The sequence below is a fragment of the uncultured Methanospirillum sp. genome (assembly GCF_963668415.2).
GTDB lineage: Archaea > Halobacteriota > Methanomicrobia > Methanomicrobiales > Methanospirillaceae > Methanospirillum.
On record NZ_CAXXDL010000001.1, the window covers coordinates 3,324,573 to 3,341,772 of the forward strand.

Genomic DNA, 17,200 nt, shown 5'->3' on the forward strand with positions numbered 1-17,200 from the left:
AATTATGAGAGAAAACCTCTGAAAGAAATCTTAATTTTCCGTTTAAATCTTGAATATTCTGTAATTTTTCTTTGCTTTTAATGCTGATATTAATATTTATTTTTTATGGACTCCTCTCATTCAAATTTTAAGTATGGTAATGGCGATATGTGTATGCTCACATGTACCGCAAACCCAGGGTAAATCAGCGGTCACCTGGGAGCCGGAGTATATCTCCGCTCAAATCTTGAGATCTTCAATAACCACTGATGGATGAAACCACACACTGAAGGTTGTTTCCTCCTCGAAACAACCTTCTCTCCATTCTGAAGAATAGTAAATACCGATACTATCAGTTCTTCTCTGCTTCATACAAGCATTTTAATTATTACTGTTCAACCTCTTCTCTGATCTATTCCATTACGAGTGAGTTTATGAGAACCATGATTTATCCATTCAGATTACTTGGTATAACCTGCCTGCTGACACTCATTATCGGTTGCATACTTGTCGCAGGAGTTGTGTATGCAGACTCATATGATCCCTTTCATCCACCTTTGAACCCTGATGAATATCCACTTCCTGCAAGTTTCACTGCAATAGGTTCTTCTACATCGTTTACGAGCTCTCCGAGTACTTCATCCAGCCAGGATCCGGTTGTTCTGACTGAAACGAGGGCTTCTCTCCAGAAAAATCAGTCTGCGGTCCAGATGATCACTTTCAGCAATGCAGGAACATTGAAAGCGGTCTGCCTTTCAGGCGCAGGATTTGAACTCTATTCTCTGAAGAATGACAAGTTCCCGGAAAATTCAACCTTCAGATCAGATTATGGAAAGTCCTCAATGGTGACTGCCACCTCTCCGGTTACTCTTGACATTACTGTAGGAACATGGTACTTTACGATATTCCCGATCGGTGAGGGATGCTCGTATGATATCACCGCTGTCCAGAAAGGGAGTTCAGGCTCCAGTTCAGGTTCAGGAAGTTCGTTCTCATCATCAATGGGAGTAAGTTCATTCTCCCTGGGATGAACTCTGTCACTTTTTCATATTACAGAGATCATATCCTTCTCCTCTTCCAATCTTCAGTGTGGATCTGATTATTGAGCAGGTACGCGGCGAATTTGCTGCAAACAGTGATGAAGCGTTACAGAAGGGAGCAAAACGGTTCTTCAAGGAAGAGATCCGTTGCTATGGTGTTAAGACCGCGACCGTCGGAAAAATTGCAAAGAAGTATTGGGCTGAAGTAAAAAACCGGGACAAGCAGGAGATTTTTGCTCTGTGTGAGGAACTCTATTCATCCGGGTACATGGAGGAGGCCTTTGTTGTATCAAACTGGATGGAGGCCATGTCAGGCCAACTCACACCCATAGATCTGCCGATCATACGCTCCTGGATCTCTTCGTACATAACCAACTGGGCTATGTGCGATGGTTTCTGTAACCATGCCGTTGGAACCCTTGTTGATTCGTACCCTGAATGCATCTCTGAACTAATGTTATGGGCTACATCTGATAACCGATGGATGAGAAGGGCTGCTGCCGTGACACTGATCATACCAGCCAAACATGGAAAATTTCTTGAAGAGTCCATTGCTATTGCAGACCGGCTGCTCACCGATGAAGATGATATGGTCCGCAAAGGGTATGGATGGCTGCTCAAGGAGGCAAGTAGAAAGCACCAGCAGGTGATCTTCGAGTATGTTATGAAAAATAAACAGAAGATGCCCAGAACATCGTTGCGGTACGCTATCGAACTGATGCCTCCTGATCTCAGGAAACTGGCAATGAAGAAAGACTGGTGATTCAGGAAGCCCGAGATATTATATAGTGGAATTCAGAACCCTGAAGCCGAACAGGATCGTATCAGCGATATGATAATCAATAATGAACCTAATCAACATATACAGCTGAACTGAAATGAACGCATTCCAGGACGGGATCAGGTTATTTAAAGAGGGGAGGTTTGCTGAGTCAGTTGAAAAACTGCATGCAGTAGCTAGTGCGGAGCATACCAACCATAAAGCCTGGAATGCCCTTGGCGTGGCCCTGTCCAGAACGGGAGATATCGACCAGGCCATTGTCTGCTTTGAAAATGCACTTCTTCTTGATTCTGCAAACCAGACCTATCTGAAGAACCTTGACCGGGCTAAGGCGAAACGATTCGGCGGGGTCAGGATTACTCCTCTTGCGGAAGAAAAGCCTATAGCAACTGCAACAGCCGTTCCTGAAGATAGATTTTCTCCAGAAGCCATAATTGAAAAAGCACGTAAAATCGTTGAAAAACCTGTAGATCCTCTGGTTTTTGTAGATGCTTCTCCACCTCTCTATACTCACTCCGCTCCGGAATCGTCAACTTCTTCTCCCACAGGCGATCAGGCAGAGGAGTTCCTGAACCGGGCACTTTCGCTCTTTGGTCAGGCCTCATATCATGAGATGCCTGACCTGATGCAGGAGGCTTTATCCTACGTTGACAAGGCGATTGCTGTCAACCCTGCTTTTTACGATGCCTGGCAGCTGAAGGTTTCTGTCCTCATTGCAACCGGGAGCGACAACCATGAAGATCTGACTGATGCTCTTGAAGCCTGTGACCGTGCCCTCGCGATAAAGCCTGACCAGGCTGCTATGTGGTTTAACAAGGCCGGGATCCTGGAGAGTCTCGGCAGGTACGACGAGGCCATAACCGCATATGACCGTTCGTATGCTTACTCGGCCGATGAACCGATGAGACTTGGCCTTATCCTGATGAAGAAAGGAGCCACTCTGGAGGCGGTAGGTCGCGATGCCCTTGCACTACAGGTATACGAACAGGTACCAGTGCAAGACCGGTTCTTCGGTGACGCGATGGAGAAGAAGGCTGAATTTCTGGAACAGTCCGGCGAGATGGACCTGGCGATACCGTCGCTGCGAACTGCGGGGATGAGTCATCTGAAGCAGCAGCAGTATGAAAAAGCACTACATGTGTTTGATCACCTCCTCTTACTTAACCAGACCGATGAAGAGGCATCGTATAACAAGGGTATCGCATTGCTTTCCCTCTATGATAAGAGCCAGTCACGTGATCTGCTCGAGAATGCACTGATTAATTTTGATATTGCGCTACAGGCCCAGCCTGATAACATGACATATCTCATCCAGAAAGGGCGTTGTCTTCTGGATCTCGGAAGGTTTGAGGAAGGGCTCCAGTACCTTGACCGTGCTCTCTGGATTAACCCGAGTGACGGGATAACCCTAATGAACAAGGGTATTGCCCTCTATCAGCTCTCCCGCCATGACGAAGCGCTAAAATATTTTGATCTGGTCTGTTCACATTATCCTGAGCACTCAGCGGCCTGGATCATGAAATCCCGGATTCATCTAGACTGGAAACAGTATGATGCCGCACTCATGGAGATCGATGAGGCTATCAGGCGGTCCGGAGATGATCCCCGGGCATTTGATCAGAAAGCTGTTATCCTTCGTGCTCTTGGCAGAGAGAAGGAAGCAGCGGAGTCAGAGCAGAAGGCCAGAGATCTCTCTGAGATGTCTCCTGAGTAAGTTGAGATGGTATTGTATGAGAATGGGAAATAATGCAGGTGAACTGCCTAATCTGCTGACCTCCCGACTGTTTGTTCTTCTCAAAGGTAAAGGCGCTGCAACGACCGGTGCAGCAGTTCTTGATGGAGTTGCCGGGTACCCGTTTCCTGATCTGCCTGTTGCTGTGTCTATCGGATATCAACTCAACCCTGTTGTTGTCCGTGAGATCAGGTGTGGTCCGACTGATGAGTATATTCTCGAATACACCCGGGTGAACCAGGAACTCTCACAGATTTCAGAGGTCTGTGTCCGGTACCTTCGCGATCAGGGATACCATGCTGTTGCAATTGATCCCACGCTCCCGCTGGTTGAACGGAATCATCTGCATGCTGAATTTCCACACAAGACTGCTGCAACACGTTCTGGCATCGGGTGGATTGGGAAGTGTGCACTCCTCGTCACCCGCACATATGGTTCAGCGATCAGGCTTACTACCGTATGCACAAATGCCCCGCTCACTACTGGCAAGCCGGTTGTTCACTCGTACTGTGGAGACTGCGCCATCTGTGTGGATTCATGTCCTGTAAAAGCCCCCTCAGGCAAAAACTGGGAACCTGTTCTTCACCGTGATCAGTTCTGGGATGCAGACGCCTGTTTTCTTCATTGTGAAGAGACACAAACGACCAGCCTCACGAGTGCCCAGGTATGTGGGGTATGCATTGCGGCCTGTCCTTATACACGACGGTATGTTCAGGGGTCGTCCTGAACTGGATCCTGCTCTTCAGGTTCGTCCACACGTACCTGACTTTTACAGTTTTTCTTCGGGATCGGGCACCCGTGGCTGGTAAGATATTCTGCACCCCAGGCACAGAGTGATTCAAGGACTGGCACCACTGAACTCCCAAGAGGAGTCAGGGCATATTCAACGCGTGGAGGGACTTCAGGATATATCGTCCTGGTGATCACAGCATCCTCTTCAAGTTCCCTGAGCTGCTTGGTCATCATTCTTGGGGTGACCATAGGGAGACGCTCCATGATCTCTGTAAAACGCAACGTTCCTGATTTGAGCTGCCATATGATAAGTGCCTTCCATTTTCCACCAATCACCACAAGGGCAGCTTCGACAGGGCAGTGGTACTCATTTTCTTTCTGATTCATAGCATTTGATTGATACTAACTATACGTATCGTATCTGCAGTGTATTAATATAGTCACTACATATTGTATAGTTGAATTCTATGACAAGAAACAGCGTTTCAGACAAATGTAAGAGAATAATATCTTCCATGGCTGTCGGGAATAGTATCTCATTCTGTACTGAGGTGACGACATGCCAGTGATCTCGGTCGAAATTGCACCACTTGCAACCGAGGTGAAAGAAGAACTGATCAGATCGCTCACCAAAACAACTGCAGCGATCACAAAGATACCTGAAGAGAGTTTTGTCGTACTGGTGAAAGAATACCCGGCCGATGCTATCGGTGTGGGAGGAACTCCCCTCTCAAAACGGCGATAAAATGGTTTCTGTCCCCATTTTTATCGGGAGCCCTCGTAAGGGGAACACCCTCATTCTTGCACAGGAGGCAGAGAAAGCACTCCACAGCAAGGGAATATCAACCGAAGTTATCATGCTTAATGATCTCTCTATCGCAGGGTGCCAGGCCTGTTATGCCTGCAAACAGGAGGATAATATTTCCTGTCCACTCCAGGATGATATGCAGCGAATCTACGGGCTCATGGATGGTGCTGACGGTGTCATTGTGGCAACACCGATCTACTTCGGTGGTGTTACTGCTCAAACCAAACTTTGGCTCGACCGTCTCTTCCCGTACCTGACCATGGATCTTGGCAGCCTTCTGCCACGGAAGATCCCGCTCATCTGTATCTATACACAGAACCAGCCTGATGCCTCCTACTTTACCGGAGCCATGAATGCCTTTGAATTTGCCCTCGGTCTGATCGGTTTCTCAACAAAAAACCGGGTTATCGGCGTCGACCTGGATACCGGTAATAAGGCGATGGCTACCGAATATCCTGAACTCATGAGACAGGCCTGGCAGGCAGGTATCGATCTGATCCCCTGAACTGGTTACATTTTTGAAAGATAAACATGACAAATATTCTGATTAATTCTGAATCCTGCTCCGGATGTGCTATCTGTGCCGGCGTATGTGCCTACGGTATCCTCGACATCGGGTCTGACGGAAAGATACTAGTTAAACCAGGAACTGAAGAGTTCTGCGGCAGATGTGGGCAGTGTGAGGCGATCTGTCCTGAAGGGGCGATCACGGTGTCGTATGAAAATGCAGGGCCGGTTCCTGATTTCTCCGGTGACCGGATCCCGACCTCCGGAGAGATGGCACGACTCATCACAACCCGTAGATCAGTCCGTGATTACCGGAAGGACCTGGTCCCAAAAGAGACATTTGAACAGATATTTGATATCACCAGGTATGCTCCGACCGGGATGAATGGTCAGTCTGTACAGTGGCTGGTCATATATGATCCTGATGAAGTTGCGACATTGGTTGCAAAAGTGATCGAGTGGGCCCGCGAGATTATCAGTACACATCCGGAAGAAGTTCTCGCACCGATCCTGCCTATCTTTGTCAGTGCGTATGAACATGGGCTTGACAAAATTTGTCATAGTGCCCCGCACGTGGTTATCGCACACAGCCCGGCAGAAAATCCCATCGGGTTCGTTGATGCCATGATCGCTATGACACACCTTGATCTCATCGCACCAACATTTGGACTTGGCACATGCTGGGCCGGAATAGTACAGGGAGCTCTCAGGTCATCTACCGAGATCAGGAAGAGCATCGGTATCCCGGACGGGCATGTCCCGCATTATGCTATGATGGTGGGATATCCAAAGTACAGGTTCAGAAGAGTACCAAAGCGCAATACTGTGAAGGTAACCTGGAAATAATTATTTGATAGGCCGGTCGGTTGTCACATGCCTGATAATCCCGGACTCCATATCCTCCTATTCATCCTGTATGCATCAAAGCAGTGGCTCATCATCAGCGATATGGTTGGTATGTCTGATACTAAGCCCTCCCTCTTTGCCTGTATCTGTAGACGAGGGGCTCATAGTCCCTGATCTGACAGATTCTCCAATTAGAAACAACCGAGCTGGCAGGCGCGGATCTTTATATTCTGCTCGTTACAAAATTTTGCAATGTCAGATTTTGAGACACCGTACTTCTCAGAGATCTCAAATGCCCTGCCACAGGGGAGTTCTTTTGTAATACCTTCTTTCTCCAGAATGGATCTGATCTCCTCAGTGTTCATGTGTATATACTGCGTACATAGCGTGAAGAAAATTGTGGATCTCCCGATCCCAGGATTGATATGCTGATGAAGAACGGGAAAAAGCAATTCCAGATTCTGCTGGTAAGTTCTCTGGCCGATCAGGCCGGAAGTCTGATTCACGAGGAAGTCCGGCTGCTGCTTGCCGGGAATCCCCAGTTTCAGGGAAGGTACCAGCACAGACAGTTTGATGAACGACTGATATATCTGGATGGACCGTCGTTCTCCACCGATGCAGATATTATCATCTTTCTCTCCCGCCACGCAAGTAAAGAGCCGCGATCGGTGCTCACAGTCCATGTCACCGGTAACTATGGAGAAGCTGTATTCGGTGGCAGCCCGGGAACGCTCACTCCTGCCGCAACCGCTATGATGCATGCGATCATGAACCGCCTGGCCAGGGAAGTTCCTGAAGGATACGAAGTAACATACGAGGCGACTCATCATGGTCCGACAAATCTGCCGGTTCCATCCTGTTTTGTCGAGGTTGGGAGTACAGAGCATGAGTGGCAGGATCGTAATGCTGCTGTTGCGGTCGCTCGTGCGGTGATTGGTGCAGAGCCTGAAGAAGTCGTTAACCTTGCAGGGTTTGGTGGGACCCACTATGCACAGCGGCAGACCGAGATCACACTCACCACAAAGGGTGGTTTTGGTCATATCATGCCGACCCGGGATCTGGTTCATCTTGATCTGGCTATGTTCGATGCCGTTATTTCCGGAACCGGTGCAGATGCCATCTACATCGATAAAAAATCCATCTCCCGTGATGATATCAGGAGAATCGAAGAGTATGCTGCAGGGCGGGATATGATCGTGGTAGGGCAATCAGATCTGCAGAACATGCGGAACCTCTCGTTTCATGAGTACTGCATCATCAGGAAACTGGCAGAAGAGATACTCTCTGGTTCCTCAGTTACAGTTCATGGCATTCACAACGGGAACTCTTTAACAACGGTGGCAATACCTTCAGAACTCATTGCGGAAGCAGCAAAAGTAGATTCTGACGGGTTATCTTCAGGCCTTGAGACTCTTCCGGTAGTTCATCTGTCCGGGAAGGGCATTGCTTATTACCCCACATTCATTACCAATCAGGAAAATGCCTCCTGGATTACGAATGAATTAATACATCTCTGCGTATCAATCTTACATAAGAACTGTACCTGCAGATTTGATGGGGACTGTCTGATCATCTCCAGAAAAAGGTTTGATCCAGGAAAAGCAGCAAATATTGGTATTTCTCCCGGACCTGCGTTTGGAAAACTTATGGCCGGCGAGACAGTGCTGCATGAGGGCAGGGAGATAACTTCTTCGATGGTGATGAGGGTGACAGAAAAGAGGATCTGCATACCGGGATGGGGCACATGATGAGATCAATTGTCGAAGAGGCATTAAACAGGGCAAAGGCAGAGAGTGAACCGCCGCAGAACAACAGCGATCTGGATGCGGTTCTCAAGTCCATGATGACCAAGATAGCGGTCATCGGGTGCGGGGGTGGGGGATCAAACACCATCAGCAGGATGCATGATGAAGGGATCCCTGGAACCACCCTGTATGCAGTGAACACCGATGCCATGCATCTTGCCACTGTCCGTGCTGATCATCGTATCCTCATCGGAAGGCAACGGACCCGGGGGCTTGGGGCAGGGTCATATCCTCAGGTTGGTGAGGAGGCTGCTCTTGAGAGTGAACACGAGATTCACCGGGCTGTCGATGATGCTGACATGGTCTTCATAACTGCCGGGCTCGGGGGGGGAACCGGGACCGGGTGTGCTCCGGTGGTTGCCAAGGCGGCTCATGAAGAGGGTGCTCTGACTATAGCAGTCGTCACTCTTCCCTTCACGGCAGAAGGCGCCATCAGATCAGAGAATGCAGAAGCCGGACTTGAACGACTCCGTGAGGTTGCTGATACCGTGATTGTTGTTCCAAATGACCGTCTCATGGAGGTTGTTCCCAAGCTTCCCCTCTCTGCAGCGTTCAAGGTTGCTGATGAAGTGTTGATGCGGGCAGTCAAAGGTATCACCGAACTGATCACAGTGCCCGGTCTAGTGAACCTCGACTTTGCTGATATACGGGCAGTTATGGAGAAGGGGGGCGTTGCCATGATCGGGATGGGTGAGAGTGACACCACTGACAAGGCTGCTGATTCTGTGCGCAAGGCCATCAGATCCCCCCTGCTGGATATCGATATATCGGGCGCGACATCTGCCCTCGTCAACGTCACCGGCGGTGCAGACATGACCATGGCAGAGGCAGAGGGGGTTGTAGAAGAGGTATACAACCTGATTGACCCTGATGCACGTATCATCTGGGGAGCCCAGATCGATAACACGATGCAGGGTACGATCAGAACTCTCCTGATCCTGACCGGCGTACGGTCGCCACAAATATATGGGAGAAATGAGAAAAGTAACCCGAAATTTCAGAGACACTTTGAGATAGACTTTCTGAAGTGATATCATATGGAAACCCCTAAGATAAATCTAAATCTGAATGAAGAACTCTTTCGCAAATACTGGCGGGTTCTGAAACTTGCACGCTTCCCGAAGCGCGATGAATATACCAAGATCGCCCTCGTGGCAGCAGCCGGTGTGCTGGTTGTCGGACTGTTAGGTTTCATTGTATACCTGCTCTTTGTATACCTCCCGCACTGATCATGGAAACTGAACCTCGCCTCACCCGAATCTACGCGGTCAAGACGACAAACCGGGCTGAGCGTAGTGTAGCAGACAACATTGACAAGGCAGTCCGGGACATCCGCAATACGATCAAGGTTATGTCAGTCATCGCCCCGGATGAGCTGAAAGGGTATGTCCTCGTCGAGACAACAGAACCTCTCGCGCGCGTTCAGGAACTTATGGAACAGGTTCCAAGTGCGCGTATTGTCCTGCCAGGTGCAACCTCTCTCGAAGAGGTCGGTCACTATCTGACACCAAAACCGGCAGTAAGCGGTATTGATGAAGGGACAATTGTTGAACTGATTGCCGGGCCGTTCAAGGGTGAAAAAGCGGTTGTAAAGCGTGTGGACGCTTCAAAAGAGGAGATTACTGTTGAACTGTACGAGAGTGTTCTTCCAATTCCGATCACAGTCAGAGGCGATCACGTCAGAATAATTGACCGTGGCGAGGATGATTAATTCCGTACTCTTTTTCCACAGTTCGCAAAGTATTTTTATTCTTATCCTTCGACCTTAATGAACCCAAAAGGGCATACCATGCCCCATCAGGGTGATAACAATGGCAGATGTGGTCGAGGTACTAGTACCCGGTGGAAAAGCCACTGCAGGTCCACCACTTGGACCTGCACTAGGCCCCCTCGGTATCAATGTCAAAGCTGTTGTTGACGAGATCAACAAGAAGACTGCAACCTTCAACGGGATGCAGGTTCCTGTCCGTGTCGAGGTGGATGCGAAGAAGAACTTCACCATCTCGGTCGGTATTCCGCCAACAACTGCCCTCATTATGAAAGAGGCTGGCATTGAGAAGGGTTCAGGAGAACCCAACACCAAAACCGTGGGGAACATTCCACTGGAGGCCGCTGTCACGATTGCCAACATGAAACTGGAGTCCATGCTTTCATATGATCTCAAGAACGCCGTCAAGGAAGTTGTTGGGACCTGTGTCAGTCTTGGTGTCACTGTTTCAGGCAAAAAGCCCAAAGATGTCATAGCTGAGATCAACACGGGCGTTCATGACGCGGTTCTCAAGGGATAGGTTCGCTATGAGCCATAGAAGATCGTGCTAAAATTCACGGTCGCAGAACTATGGAGGAACGTAATGGTAGAGAAGAGCGTCATAATTGACGCGATACAGAAGGCTAAGGAGACGGCGCCTGAACGGAAGTTCACTGAGAGTGTCGATATAACTATCAATCTGAAGAATATCGATATGTCTCAACCGAAAAACCGTATTGACGAGACAATTCTCCTTCCTCATGGAAATGGCAGCAAGGCCAAGATCTCTGTCCTCGGTAGTGGTGATATCGTCACCCAGGCCAGAGATGCAGGTGCTGAGTTGATCATGGGCCCTGACGAGATCGAAAGACTCGGAGGAGAGCCCCGTGAGGCAAGAAAGGTTGCATCAGAATACCGGTTCTTCCTTGCAGAGACAAAGGTAATGGCCCTTGTCGGTCGCTGGCTCGGTCCGCGACTCGGTCCACGGGGTAAAATGCCACAGCCAGTTCCGGACGGAGTAGACATCCGCCCGATTGTCGAGCGTCTTCGTAACTCAGTACGGGTTCGGACGAAAGACAAGATGGCCTTCTCACTGAAGGTCGGAACAACGGCAATGTCTGATGAACAGATTGGCGAGAATATCGACGCGGTACTCAAGCGTGTTCTGGACAGACTTGAATCAGGTGAGTTCCAGGTCCGCTCGGTCTATGTCAAGACCACCATGGGTCCGGCAGTTAAGGTGATGTAAGAATGCCACTGTACACTGCACACCTTCCCAAGTGGAAAAAGGACGAGATCTCTGAGATCAAAAAGCTCTCGGAAGAGTACAAGCTTACCGGCCTCGTCGATATGTACGGTATCCCCGCACGTCAGGTGCAGGACATCCGTCGCAATCTGAAAGGCAGGGCAGAACTTCGAATGACGAGAAACACCCTGATCGAACACGCCCTCGGAGAGATGGGCGGGGAGATCAAGGATCTCGGTGGCAAGCTCGACGGACACTCTGCACTCATCTTCACGAATGTCAATCCTTTCAAGCTCTACAGTATGCTTGAGAAGACCAAGACGAAGATGGCTGCACGTCCGGGTGAACTCGCACCAACCGATATCGTCGTCGAAAAAGGTCCAACCAGTTTCAAACCAGGTCCGATCGTAGGAGAACTCCAGCAGGCAGGTATCCCGGCAGCCATCGAGGCAGGCAAGGTTACCATCCGTGAGACCAAGACGGTCGTCAAGGAAGGCCAGGAGATATCAAAGAAACTTGCAGACGCCCTTGCCAAGCTGGATGTCAAACCGATGGATGTCGGTCTGCTCCTGCAGGCAGCCTTCTTTGAAGGTACAGTCTACGAGTCTGATGTCCTCGCGATCGACGAGGTTGCGTTCTACAACAACATCATCACCGCTGCTAAACAGGCATTCAACCTCTCACTCAACGCTTCAATCCCGACAAAGGATACTGCAGCTGACCTGCTTACCAAGGCAGTTCGTGAGGCACGTAACGTTGCAGTTGAGGCTGCTGTTGTCAGCGACGATGTCATGGATGCAATCATCGGAAAGGCACAGTCACAGGCTATGGCACTGCAGTCTGTGGTTCAATGAAACTGAGTAATATCGTCATACGCAAATAATTATAGGTGAACAATAAATGGAGTATATCTACGCTGCACTCCTCCTGCACAAGGCAGGTAAGGATGTCAACGAATCCGCAGTTCAGGCAGTTCTTTCTGCCGCTGGTATCGCAGTTAACGAATCCCGTGTAAAGGCACTGGTAGCAGCACTTGATGGAGTCGACATCGAGGACGCTATCAGCAAGGCAGCAGTTGCACCAGTCGCTGTAGCCGCAGCAGCACCAGCAGCAGGCGCAGCCCCCGCTGCAGCAGAAGAGGAGCCAAAAGAAGACAAGAAGGCAGAGGAAGAGAGCGGTATGGCAGGGCTTGGTGCCCTGTTCGGATAAACCTCTCTTCTTTTCCTGAAATTCCGGTTATTCTGAACTTTTAAATTCGCTATCTGTAATCAGTGTCTATTTTTAAAGCGTCTGTTTTTAATTATCCTGATCTCTGGTGTGTTTGTGATTCAGGAAAAAAGAGGGTGGTTACTGTGCGGTCTTTGGTGTTGTCAGTTTTTCTCTGACTTCTGATCCGAATACCGGGTCCTGAAGTTCAGGACGTGCCATCATCGTCTTGATGTACTCCTGTTTAGCAGATTCAAACTGTGCCTCGCTCATACCTGCCTTCTTCTGATCCATGTAACTCCGCAGGTCATAGAATGCATACCTTCCGTCGCTGCTCATCAGGGGTTTGGTTCCGGTAAGAGTGGTGATGGCTTCTTCCGTTTTTCCGCCGCCATCGGCATATCCATATCCGTCAACAAGCAGTCCGGAAAACCCGGTGGCAAAGAGGTGACCCATCATATCTTCAGGTGATGAGGCACAGACAGCTGTCTGCCAGTTATCCCAGAATCTTCCTTTCATGGTCGGATAACTCCACTTCAGGGTATGGGTATGCAGATATGGCTTCAGGCTGTCAAGGCCTTTGATCTTACCCGGTGGGTTGGAGTTAGGAAATCCTCCGATATCGGGGAGTATGAAGATTGATGATCCGGCAGGCATCTTCTCTTCTATCTGGCCAAAAAAGTCTGCCTGCATCTGAAACTCTTTCTCACGATCTGAACCTGCAGTCAGTGCATATCCGGCTGGAACCTGGTCAAAGATACCAAATGTCAGGAGAGCCAGGAGCAGGATGAGAAATACCGGACAGAAGAGATGCTGTGTCCTGTACTGCTCGAAGATCAATTGCAGCAGTAGCAGCACTGTCAGGATAGCAAAGAAGGCGATATAGAGGCTGATGCGGTTGTATGAATGGACCTCAGGAAATACCTGTGCAATAATTGCAGAGATTCCACCGATAGTTCCGATAAATATCGATGCGATGGTGAGCAGTGAGAGGTGATCCACCAGTGTGGCCCTGTTTGCGAGCCGTGCCTGAATAAGTGGGAATCCTCTGAGAAAGATCCACCCGAGCAGGATGACAAGTCCGATGCTCCCGATTATACCGAGCGATGCACTCACGTTCTCATTCACAAGTGGGCGGTACTCTGTATACTTCTGGGCAATATCGGCAAGGAATGGGATCCGATGCCCCTGGGCCGGGAGCAGCAGTTGAATCAGTTTCATTCCCCAGGTTTCTGACTCAAATGCGTACCGGTATGACATCACAAATGACGGCCCGTTGAAGAGTCCGTACACGAGCGAGGGAAGTTTATTGAGAAGAATGCCTGCAATCAACACAACACATGCTATTGCCCCGTTGAGAAAGTCAGCGGCATGATAGGTCCGTGAGTATGCCCAGAGAACCCCAACTGCGAGGAGCAGGAGACCGAAGTATCCGTAGTAAGAATGAGTTGAGGTGATGAGCAGGATCACTGCTGCTATCAGGCCCTTGTGAGTGAGAGTAAGTCCTGACAATAAACCGGTTCTTCCCTGACGGAAGTAGAGTGGCTCTCCCTGGCACACCCAGAGGATCACCAGCACCATCAGGGGAATCATGTAATAAGATATCAGATTGTAGTGTCCGATCCGGTAGAAGTGATAATACAGGAACGAGAAGAGCAGGCTACCAAACACTGCGATTGGGTATGATATCCTGAGTTGCCTGAAGACATAGAGTGAACAAAGCGCAGTCAGGAAGAAACCGAGGATATAGTATACATTCATCACCACGGCATAGTTGCCTGAAAAGAGACTGAGGATCTTCATAATCAGGAGATCAAGGTTACTCCCGATTGCGTAGTCATACATCTCAAGGGTTCCGGGCGCCCCGGTCATCGGGTTCTCAAACCACCAGCCGTTCTCAATGGTTGTCTTTACAAGAAGATTGTACTCAAGACCATCTCCATCATAGGTGTAGGGTACGTCGAGCCGTGCACCGTTCATCAGCCCGAGTGTCCAGATAAGGTAGAATGCACACAGGATGATCAGAACTGCTGACCAGATGACCTGGCTCTGGGTAATTGAAGGCAGGGGATTATTTTTCACGTGTTTCCCACCGTATTAGAAGAATTGTTAGCCGTAGCCCGTCATATAGCCTTTGCTCTGGCAGATACCATTCAGATAATCTGGCAGAATAATCTCCGGCCCCCAGGGTATTGTCTGGAGAATATTACCTGACGCAGATCGTTTGTGCATTCTGTAGCTTGGCTTTGCACTCGTCGCAGAGCCAGGATTTTTTATGATCCAGATCATCAAGGCATCCAGGGTTTGCCATAACACAGCGTTCATCTAAAGTACAATGCTCAAGGCCGAAAAGATGCCCGATCTCGTGTGCACCCTCGGAGACGATTCGATCGCACAGTACTTTATCGTCGGCTGGAAGATCCCAGAACTCATTCCTGAGCCTGGCTGCCGATACCACTGCTGATCCTGTCCTGGGACGTGCAAGCCCGAAGACGTACCGTGATGCGGGCCTGAAGATATCGTCATTGATCACCAGGAGGAGGGGTGCCTCGATATTGTTCCTCCGTTTGTAGGTATCAATACAGGAGAGGATGGCAGTAGCATCAAACTGATGCCTGCTGATAGAAAATCCGTTATAGAGGAGAGGATTGGTAAATACCTGCACCGGGATATCCAGGATCTGGGTGATGGTACGTCCCACCGGGATCTCAAGGCCCTGTGGTGCTCCCCGATCCCAGAATATTTGGATATCCATTCCCAATAATCTGAGTAATGAGCGGGTATAAACATATTGAGACGTCAATTGCCCGATATATTGCGGGGCGATACCGCTCAGTTCTTGAGATCGGTTCAGGTCATAATACCCATGCTGCTGAGTTGATCCAACGAGCAGGGGTATCTGTGACCTGCAGCGACCTTACAATTCCAGCAGGAATCCTGTTGGTTCCATTCATGATTCTCGATGTCTGTGCGGTTAATGAGAACATCACAGATGTCGAATGCATCATTGCCATCAGGCCGATAGAAGAGATGATGGGACCTCTCATCAGGTTTGCATCCCGGTGTGACGCCGATCTGCTGGTGTATCATCTTGGGTTTGAAGGATATTCTCACCCACACCGGATCATCGACTGCGGAGTGCCCCTTAGTCTGTATGTTACCCGCCAAAGCTGAAGAGCGTGGATTGTGATGGTGATTTCTCTGCTTTTCCGCTCTTCTCTTCTGGTGTTTTTCCTGTATTCTGCTCTTCCTTGAGATCTGCAGATGTCTGCTCCTCTATCTTCGCGGGAGCAGCTGGAGGGAGAGGTGCCTGTTTCTCTGCGATTTTCCTCGCTTTTTGTGCTGTCTTTGCTTCCTCTTTCTGTCTCTTTTTAAGTTCTTTCTCTACCTCTTTCCTGCGATCCTCAATCTTTTTGATAACAGATTTGGCGATCTCTGAATCCTGTATCAGGAGGTCCAGTTGATCAAGATCAAGTGAGAACTCTTCCGCGTATTCGTCAGGGTTCTGTTGTGCAAGGAATGAGACCGGCATCAGGTACCCGCTCCGGACCGTACCTGCAGCCATATGCATGGTCCTGCCGAGTCGTGAGAGGAGTTGTTCACGCGCTGACTTCTGCCGCTTAGCTGTGGACATCCGTCTCCATCGCTCGGGGGGCATGATCTTCATGTACCCTCCCGATCCACAGGCTGCGTCGTTCACCCCGAGAAGCATGGTTGCGGTTGCGTACCGCCAGAGGGTATAATACTGGCTCCTGAAAGTCCTGCCTAAATATTCATCCGCTCTTGATACCGCCTGATATGCCCTGCAGATGGCAGCCTGATCTTTCATGAGCCCGATATTGCCCTCAATCCATTGCATCTCGGTATCCGGTGTCTCATCCACCTCAAAGGCGATATCTGTCAGGGGACGTGAAGGGTTCTGGTGCAATGTGGCAGCAACCAGATCAAAAATTGTAGACCTGTTATCTTTGCGTGATGTCGCGAGGTCATCTTCCTTAAGCTCTGATCTCCCGATGGTGGCTGCAAAGAGCATTGTGACAGCAGATCTGATATCCCCGCCTGCCCTGTCTGAAATATCGCTGAGCGCATGTATATCACAGGAGATCTCCTCTTTGATGCAGATCTCTTTCAGCCTGGGTGTTATGGTCTTTGCCTGGGCAGCCCTGAACTGGACTTTCATACAGAGCGACCTGATGGCGCTATCAAGTCCGTAGAGATCGTTGGCAATGAGGATGATCGGCTGACTTGCTTTTTTAATGACGTCAACTATGGCTCGTGCTCCGCCGCGGTCTGCATTACCCTGCAGATTATCGGCCTCGTCAAGAATGATCAGTTTTCTTCCTGATCCAAGCAGGGAACCTGTGCTGGCACTTGTACCGGCAACACGTTCGATGACAGATTTGGTCCGCTGATCACTCGCATTGAGCTCAACAACCTCCCAGTTCATGTCGGTGGCAAGTGCATTGGCCGCTGATGTCTTTCCGATCCCGGGTTTGCCATACAGGAGGAGTGCCTCTGAGTCTGGTGTCCAGGTCTGCGCCCAGGTAACCATCTGGCGTATGGATTCTTTATTTCCGACCAGGTCAGCAAGATGCCGTGGACGATATTTCTCTGCCCAGTCCATTCCTGATCCATTCAGCATGGCACCAGATAAAGCGCTCCTCCAGGGGATTGCAGCGTCGCATGCCAGTGTTCTAACTGCGACATCTACCATTTCCTGAGGAAACATGCTAGAATCAGACAGTTTATTTCAGATGAGACAGAAACGGGA

At 49.6% G+C, this 17,200-nt stretch carries 22 protein-coding genes; 17 read left to right on the forward strand and 5 right to left on the reverse strand.

Annotated features, from left to right (window positions below; translation table 11 throughout):
• Window positions 1-413: 413 nt before the first annotated feature.
• The 4 genes from ACHZA2_RS15615 (at window position 414) to ACHZA2_RS15630 (ending at window position 4,259) form a co-directional block, all read left to right on the forward strand.
• Complete coding sequence (locus tag ACHZA2_RS15615) at window positions 414-1,010, forward strand: hypothetical protein (RefSeq protein ID WP_319580472.1); 597 nt, start codon at window positions 414-416, stop codon at window positions 1,008-1,010.
• 58 nt (window positions 1,011-1,068) lie between these two features.
• The gene (locus tag ACHZA2_RS15620; RefSeq protein WP_319580473.1) at window positions 1,069-1,782 is read left to right on the forward strand and encodes a DNA alkylation repair protein; all 714 of its coding nucleotides are present in this window, start codon (window positions 1,069-1,071) and stop codon (window positions 1,780-1,782) included.
• A 115-nt stretch (window positions 1,783-1,897) separates the two neighbouring features.
• Window positions 1,898-3,514, forward strand: coding sequence for a tetratricopeptide repeat protein (locus ACHZA2_RS15625; RefSeq protein ID WP_319580474.1), 1,617 nt, complete (start codon window positions 1,898-1,900; stop codon window positions 3,512-3,514).
• 16 nt (window positions 3,515-3,530) lie between these two features.
• On the forward strand, window positions 3,531-4,259 hold the full coding sequence (locus ACHZA2_RS15630) for an epoxyqueuosine reductase (protein WP_319580475.1): 729 nt from the start codon (window positions 3,531-3,533) through the stop codon (window positions 4,257-4,259).
• On the opposite strand, the gene ACHZA2_RS15635 is transcribed toward ACHZA2_RS15630, so the two are convergent.
• Window positions 4,244-4,651 carry a helix-turn-helix domain-containing protein gene (locus tag ACHZA2_RS15635; protein ID WP_319537961.1) on the reverse strand — a complete coding sequence of 136 codons (408 nt, stop codon included), beginning with the start codon at window positions 4,649-4,651 and terminating at the stop codon, window positions 4,244-4,246. The genes ACHZA2_RS15630 and ACHZA2_RS15635 overlap by 16 nt on opposite strands.
• 172 nt (window positions 4,652-4,823) lie before the next feature.
• Between ACHZA2_RS15635 and dmpI the strand changes: the two genes are divergently transcribed.
• Genes dmpI through ACHZA2_RS15655 form a run of 4 tightly spaced genes read left to right on the forward strand, consistent with a single transcriptional unit; the run spans window position 4,824 to window position 6,599 of the window.
• A complete protein-coding gene (gene dmpI / locus ACHZA2_RS15640; RefSeq protein WP_319580476.1) occupies window positions 4,824-5,009 on the forward strand; it encodes a 4-oxalocrotonate tautomerase DmpI in 186 nt (61 codons plus the stop codon).
• Window position 5,010: 1 nt separating this feature from the next.
• Window positions 5,011-5,577, forward strand: a complete 567-nt coding sequence (locus tag ACHZA2_RS15645) for a flavodoxin family protein (RefSeq protein ID WP_319580477.1) — start codon at window positions 5,011-5,013, stop codon at window positions 5,575-5,577.
• A 26-nt stretch (window positions 5,578-5,603) separates the two neighbouring features.
• On the forward strand, window positions 5,604-6,425 hold the full coding sequence (locus tag ACHZA2_RS15650) for a nitroreductase family protein (RefSeq protein ID WP_319580478.1): 822 nt from the start codon (window positions 5,604-5,606) through the stop codon (window positions 6,423-6,425).
• Between the two features lie 27 nt (window positions 6,426-6,452).
• Window positions 6,453-6,599 (forward strand): hypothetical protein, encoded by a 147-nt coding sequence (locus ACHZA2_RS15655; RefSeq protein WP_394698603.1) that lies wholly within the window; start codon window positions 6,453-6,455, stop codon window positions 6,597-6,599.
• A gap of 17 nt (window positions 6,600-6,616) precedes the next feature.
• Here the strand turns inward: ACHZA2_RS15655 and ACHZA2_RS15660 are convergent, their stop codons facing one another.
• The gene (locus ACHZA2_RS15660) at window positions 6,617-6,790 is read right to left on the reverse strand and encodes a hypothetical protein (RefSeq protein ID WP_319537957.1); all 174 of its coding nucleotides are present in this window, start codon (window positions 6,788-6,790) and stop codon (window positions 6,617-6,619) included.
• A 66-nt stretch (window positions 6,791-6,856) separates the two neighbouring features.
• Between ACHZA2_RS15660 and ACHZA2_RS15665 the strand changes: the two genes are divergently transcribed.
• The 8 genes from ACHZA2_RS15665 to rpl12p all read left to right on the forward strand — a co-directional run bounded on the left by ACHZA2_RS15665 (window position 6,857) and on the right by rpl12p (window position 12,432).
• On the forward strand, window positions 6,857-8,173 hold the full coding sequence (locus ACHZA2_RS15665; RefSeq protein ID WP_319580479.1) for a D-aminoacyl-tRNA deacylase: 1,317 nt from the start codon (window positions 6,857-6,859) through the stop codon (window positions 8,171-8,173).
• The gene (gene ftsZ / locus ACHZA2_RS15670; RefSeq protein WP_319540885.1) at window positions 8,173-9,261 is read left to right on the forward strand and encodes a cell division protein FtsZ; all 1,089 of its coding nucleotides are present in this window, start codon (window positions 8,173-8,175) and stop codon (window positions 9,259-9,261) included. The genes ACHZA2_RS15665 and ftsZ overlap by 1 nt, the downstream gene beginning before the upstream one ends.
• Before the next feature lie 6 nt (window positions 9,262-9,267).
• Window positions 9,268-9,459 carry a protein translocase SEC61 complex subunit gamma gene (locus ACHZA2_RS15675; protein ID WP_319537955.1) on the forward strand — a complete coding sequence of 64 codons (192 nt, stop codon included), beginning with the start codon at window positions 9,268-9,270 and terminating at the stop codon, window positions 9,457-9,459.
• Window positions 9,460-9,461: 2 nt separating this feature from the next.
• Window positions 9,462-9,941: a transcription elongation factor Spt5 gene (locus ACHZA2_RS15680; protein ID WP_319537954.1), complete on the forward strand. Its 480-nt coding sequence runs from the start codon at window positions 9,462-9,464 to the stop codon at window positions 9,939-9,941.
• A 100-nt stretch (window positions 9,942-10,041) separates the two neighbouring features.
• On the forward strand, window positions 10,042-10,518 hold the full coding sequence (locus tag ACHZA2_RS15685) for a 50S ribosomal protein L11 (protein WP_319537953.1): 477 nt from the start codon (window positions 10,042-10,044) through the stop codon (window positions 10,516-10,518).
• Window positions 10,519-10,581: 63 nt separating this feature from the next.
• Window positions 10,582-11,226 carry a 50S ribosomal protein L1 gene (locus ACHZA2_RS15690; RefSeq protein ID WP_319537952.1) on the forward strand — a complete coding sequence of 215 codons (645 nt, stop codon included), beginning with the start codon at window positions 10,582-10,584 and terminating at the stop codon, window positions 11,224-11,226.
• Window positions 11,227-11,228: 2 nt separating this feature from the next.
• The gene (locus ACHZA2_RS15695; RefSeq protein ID WP_319537951.1) at window positions 11,229-12,077 is read left to right on the forward strand and encodes a 50S ribosomal protein L10; all 849 of its coding nucleotides are present in this window, start codon (window positions 11,229-11,231) and stop codon (window positions 12,075-12,077) included.
• 46 nt (window positions 12,078-12,123) lie between these two features.
• Complete coding sequence (gene rpl12p / locus ACHZA2_RS15700; RefSeq protein ID WP_319537950.1) at window positions 12,124-12,432, forward strand: 50S ribosomal protein P1; 309 nt, start codon at window positions 12,124-12,126, stop codon at window positions 12,430-12,432.
• A gap of 138 nt (window positions 12,433-12,570) precedes the next feature.
• On the opposite strand, the gene ACHZA2_RS15705 is transcribed toward rpl12p, so the two are convergent.
• Window positions 12,571-14,511 carry a hypothetical protein gene (locus ACHZA2_RS15705; RefSeq protein ID WP_319580480.1) on the reverse strand — a complete coding sequence of 647 codons (1,941 nt, stop codon included), beginning with the start codon at window positions 14,509-14,511 and terminating at the stop codon, window positions 12,571-12,573.
• Between the two features lie 124 nt (window positions 14,512-14,635).
• Complete coding sequence (locus ACHZA2_RS15710) at window positions 14,636-15,184, reverse strand: archaemetzincin family Zn-dependent metalloprotease (protein WP_319580481.1); 549 nt, start codon at window positions 15,182-15,184, stop codon at window positions 14,636-14,638.
• A gap of 17 nt (window positions 15,185-15,201) precedes the next feature.
• On the opposite strand from ACHZA2_RS15710, the gene ACHZA2_RS15715 reads away from it, so the two are divergent.
• On the forward strand, window positions 15,202-15,603 hold the full coding sequence (locus ACHZA2_RS15715) for a UPF0146 family protein (RefSeq protein WP_319580482.1): 402 nt from the start codon (window positions 15,202-15,204) through the stop codon (window positions 15,601-15,603).
• On the opposite strand, the gene ACHZA2_RS15720 is transcribed toward ACHZA2_RS15715, so the two are convergent.
• On the reverse strand, window positions 15,587-17,143 hold the full coding sequence (locus tag ACHZA2_RS15720; RefSeq protein WP_394698604.1) for a replication factor C large subunit: 1,557 nt from the start codon (window positions 17,141-17,143) through the stop codon (window positions 15,587-15,589). The two genes, ACHZA2_RS15715 and ACHZA2_RS15720, sit on opposite strands and share 17 nt — an antisense overlap.
• Window positions 17,144-17,200 lie beyond the last annotated feature (57 nt).

Coding starts and splice junctions, on each gene's coding strand:
- ACHZA2_RS15645 (WP_319580477.1), top strand. CDS start 5,011: ATGGTTTCTGTCCCCATTTTTATCGGGAGCCCTCGTAAGGGGAACACC.
- ACHZA2_RS15685 (WP_319537953.1), top strand. CDS start 10,042: ATGGCAGATGTGGTCGAGGTACTAGTACCCGGTGGAAAAGCCACTGCA.
- ACHZA2_RS15655 (WP_394698603.1), top strand. CDS start 6,453: ATGCCTGATAATCCCGGACTCCATATCCTCCTATTCATCCTGTATGCA.
- ACHZA2_RS15675 (WP_319537955.1), top strand. CDS start 9,268: ATGGAAACCCCTAAGATAAATCTAAATCTGAATGAAGAACTCTTTCGC.
- ACHZA2_RS15710 (WP_319580481.1), bottom strand. CDS start 15,184: ATGGATATCCAAATATTCTGGGATCGGGGAGCACCACAGGGCCTTGAG.
- ACHZA2_RS15660 (WP_319537957.1), bottom strand. CDS start 6,790: ATGAACACTGAGGAGATCAGATCCATTCTGGAGAAAGAAGGTATTACA.
- ACHZA2_RS15695 (WP_319537951.1), top strand. CDS start 11,229: ATGCCACTGTACACTGCACACCTTCCCAAGTGGAAAAAGGACGAGATC.
- rpl12p (WP_319537950.1), top strand. CDS start 12,124: ATGGAGTATATCTACGCTGCACTCCTCCTGCACAAGGCAGGTAAGGAT.
- dmpI (WP_319580476.1), top strand. CDS start 4,824: ATGCCAGTGATCTCGGTCGAAATTGCACCACTTGCAACCGAGGTGAAA.
- ACHZA2_RS15615 (WP_319580472.1), top strand. CDS start 414: ATGAGAACCATGATTTATCCATTCAGATTACTTGGTATAACCTGCCTG.
- ACHZA2_RS15680 (WP_319537954.1), top strand. CDS start 9,462: ATGGAAACTGAACCTCGCCTCACCCGAATCTACGCGGTCAAGACGACA.
- ACHZA2_RS15665 (WP_319580479.1), top strand. CDS start 6,857: ATGAAGAACGGGAAAAAGCAATTCCAGATTCTGCTGGTAAGTTCTCTG.
- ACHZA2_RS15635 (WP_319537961.1), bottom strand. CDS start 4,651: ATGAATCAGAAAGAAAATGAGTACCACTGCCCTGTCGAAGCTGCCCTT.
- ACHZA2_RS15690 (WP_319537952.1), top strand. CDS start 10,582: ATGGTAGAGAAGAGCGTCATAATTGACGCGATACAGAAGGCTAAGGAG.
- ACHZA2_RS15650 (WP_319580478.1), top strand. CDS start 5,604: ATGACAAATATTCTGATTAATTCTGAATCCTGCTCCGGATGTGCTATC.
- ftsZ (WP_319540885.1), top strand. CDS start 8,173: ATGAGATCAATTGTCGAAGAGGCATTAAACAGGGCAAAGGCAGAGAGT.
- ACHZA2_RS15630 (WP_319580475.1), top strand. CDS start 3,531: ATGAGAATGGGAAATAATGCAGGTGAACTGCCTAATCTGCTGACCTCC.
- ACHZA2_RS15625 (WP_319580474.1), top strand. CDS start 1,898: ATGAACGCATTCCAGGACGGGATCAGGTTATTTAAAGAGGGGAGGTTT.
- ACHZA2_RS15720 (WP_394698604.1), bottom strand. CDS start 17,143: ATGGTAGATGTCGCAGTTAGAACACTGGCATGCGACGCTGCAATCCCC.
- ACHZA2_RS15715 (WP_319580482.1), top strand. CDS start 15,202: ATGAGCGGGTATAAACATATTGAGACGTCAATTGCCCGATATATTGCG.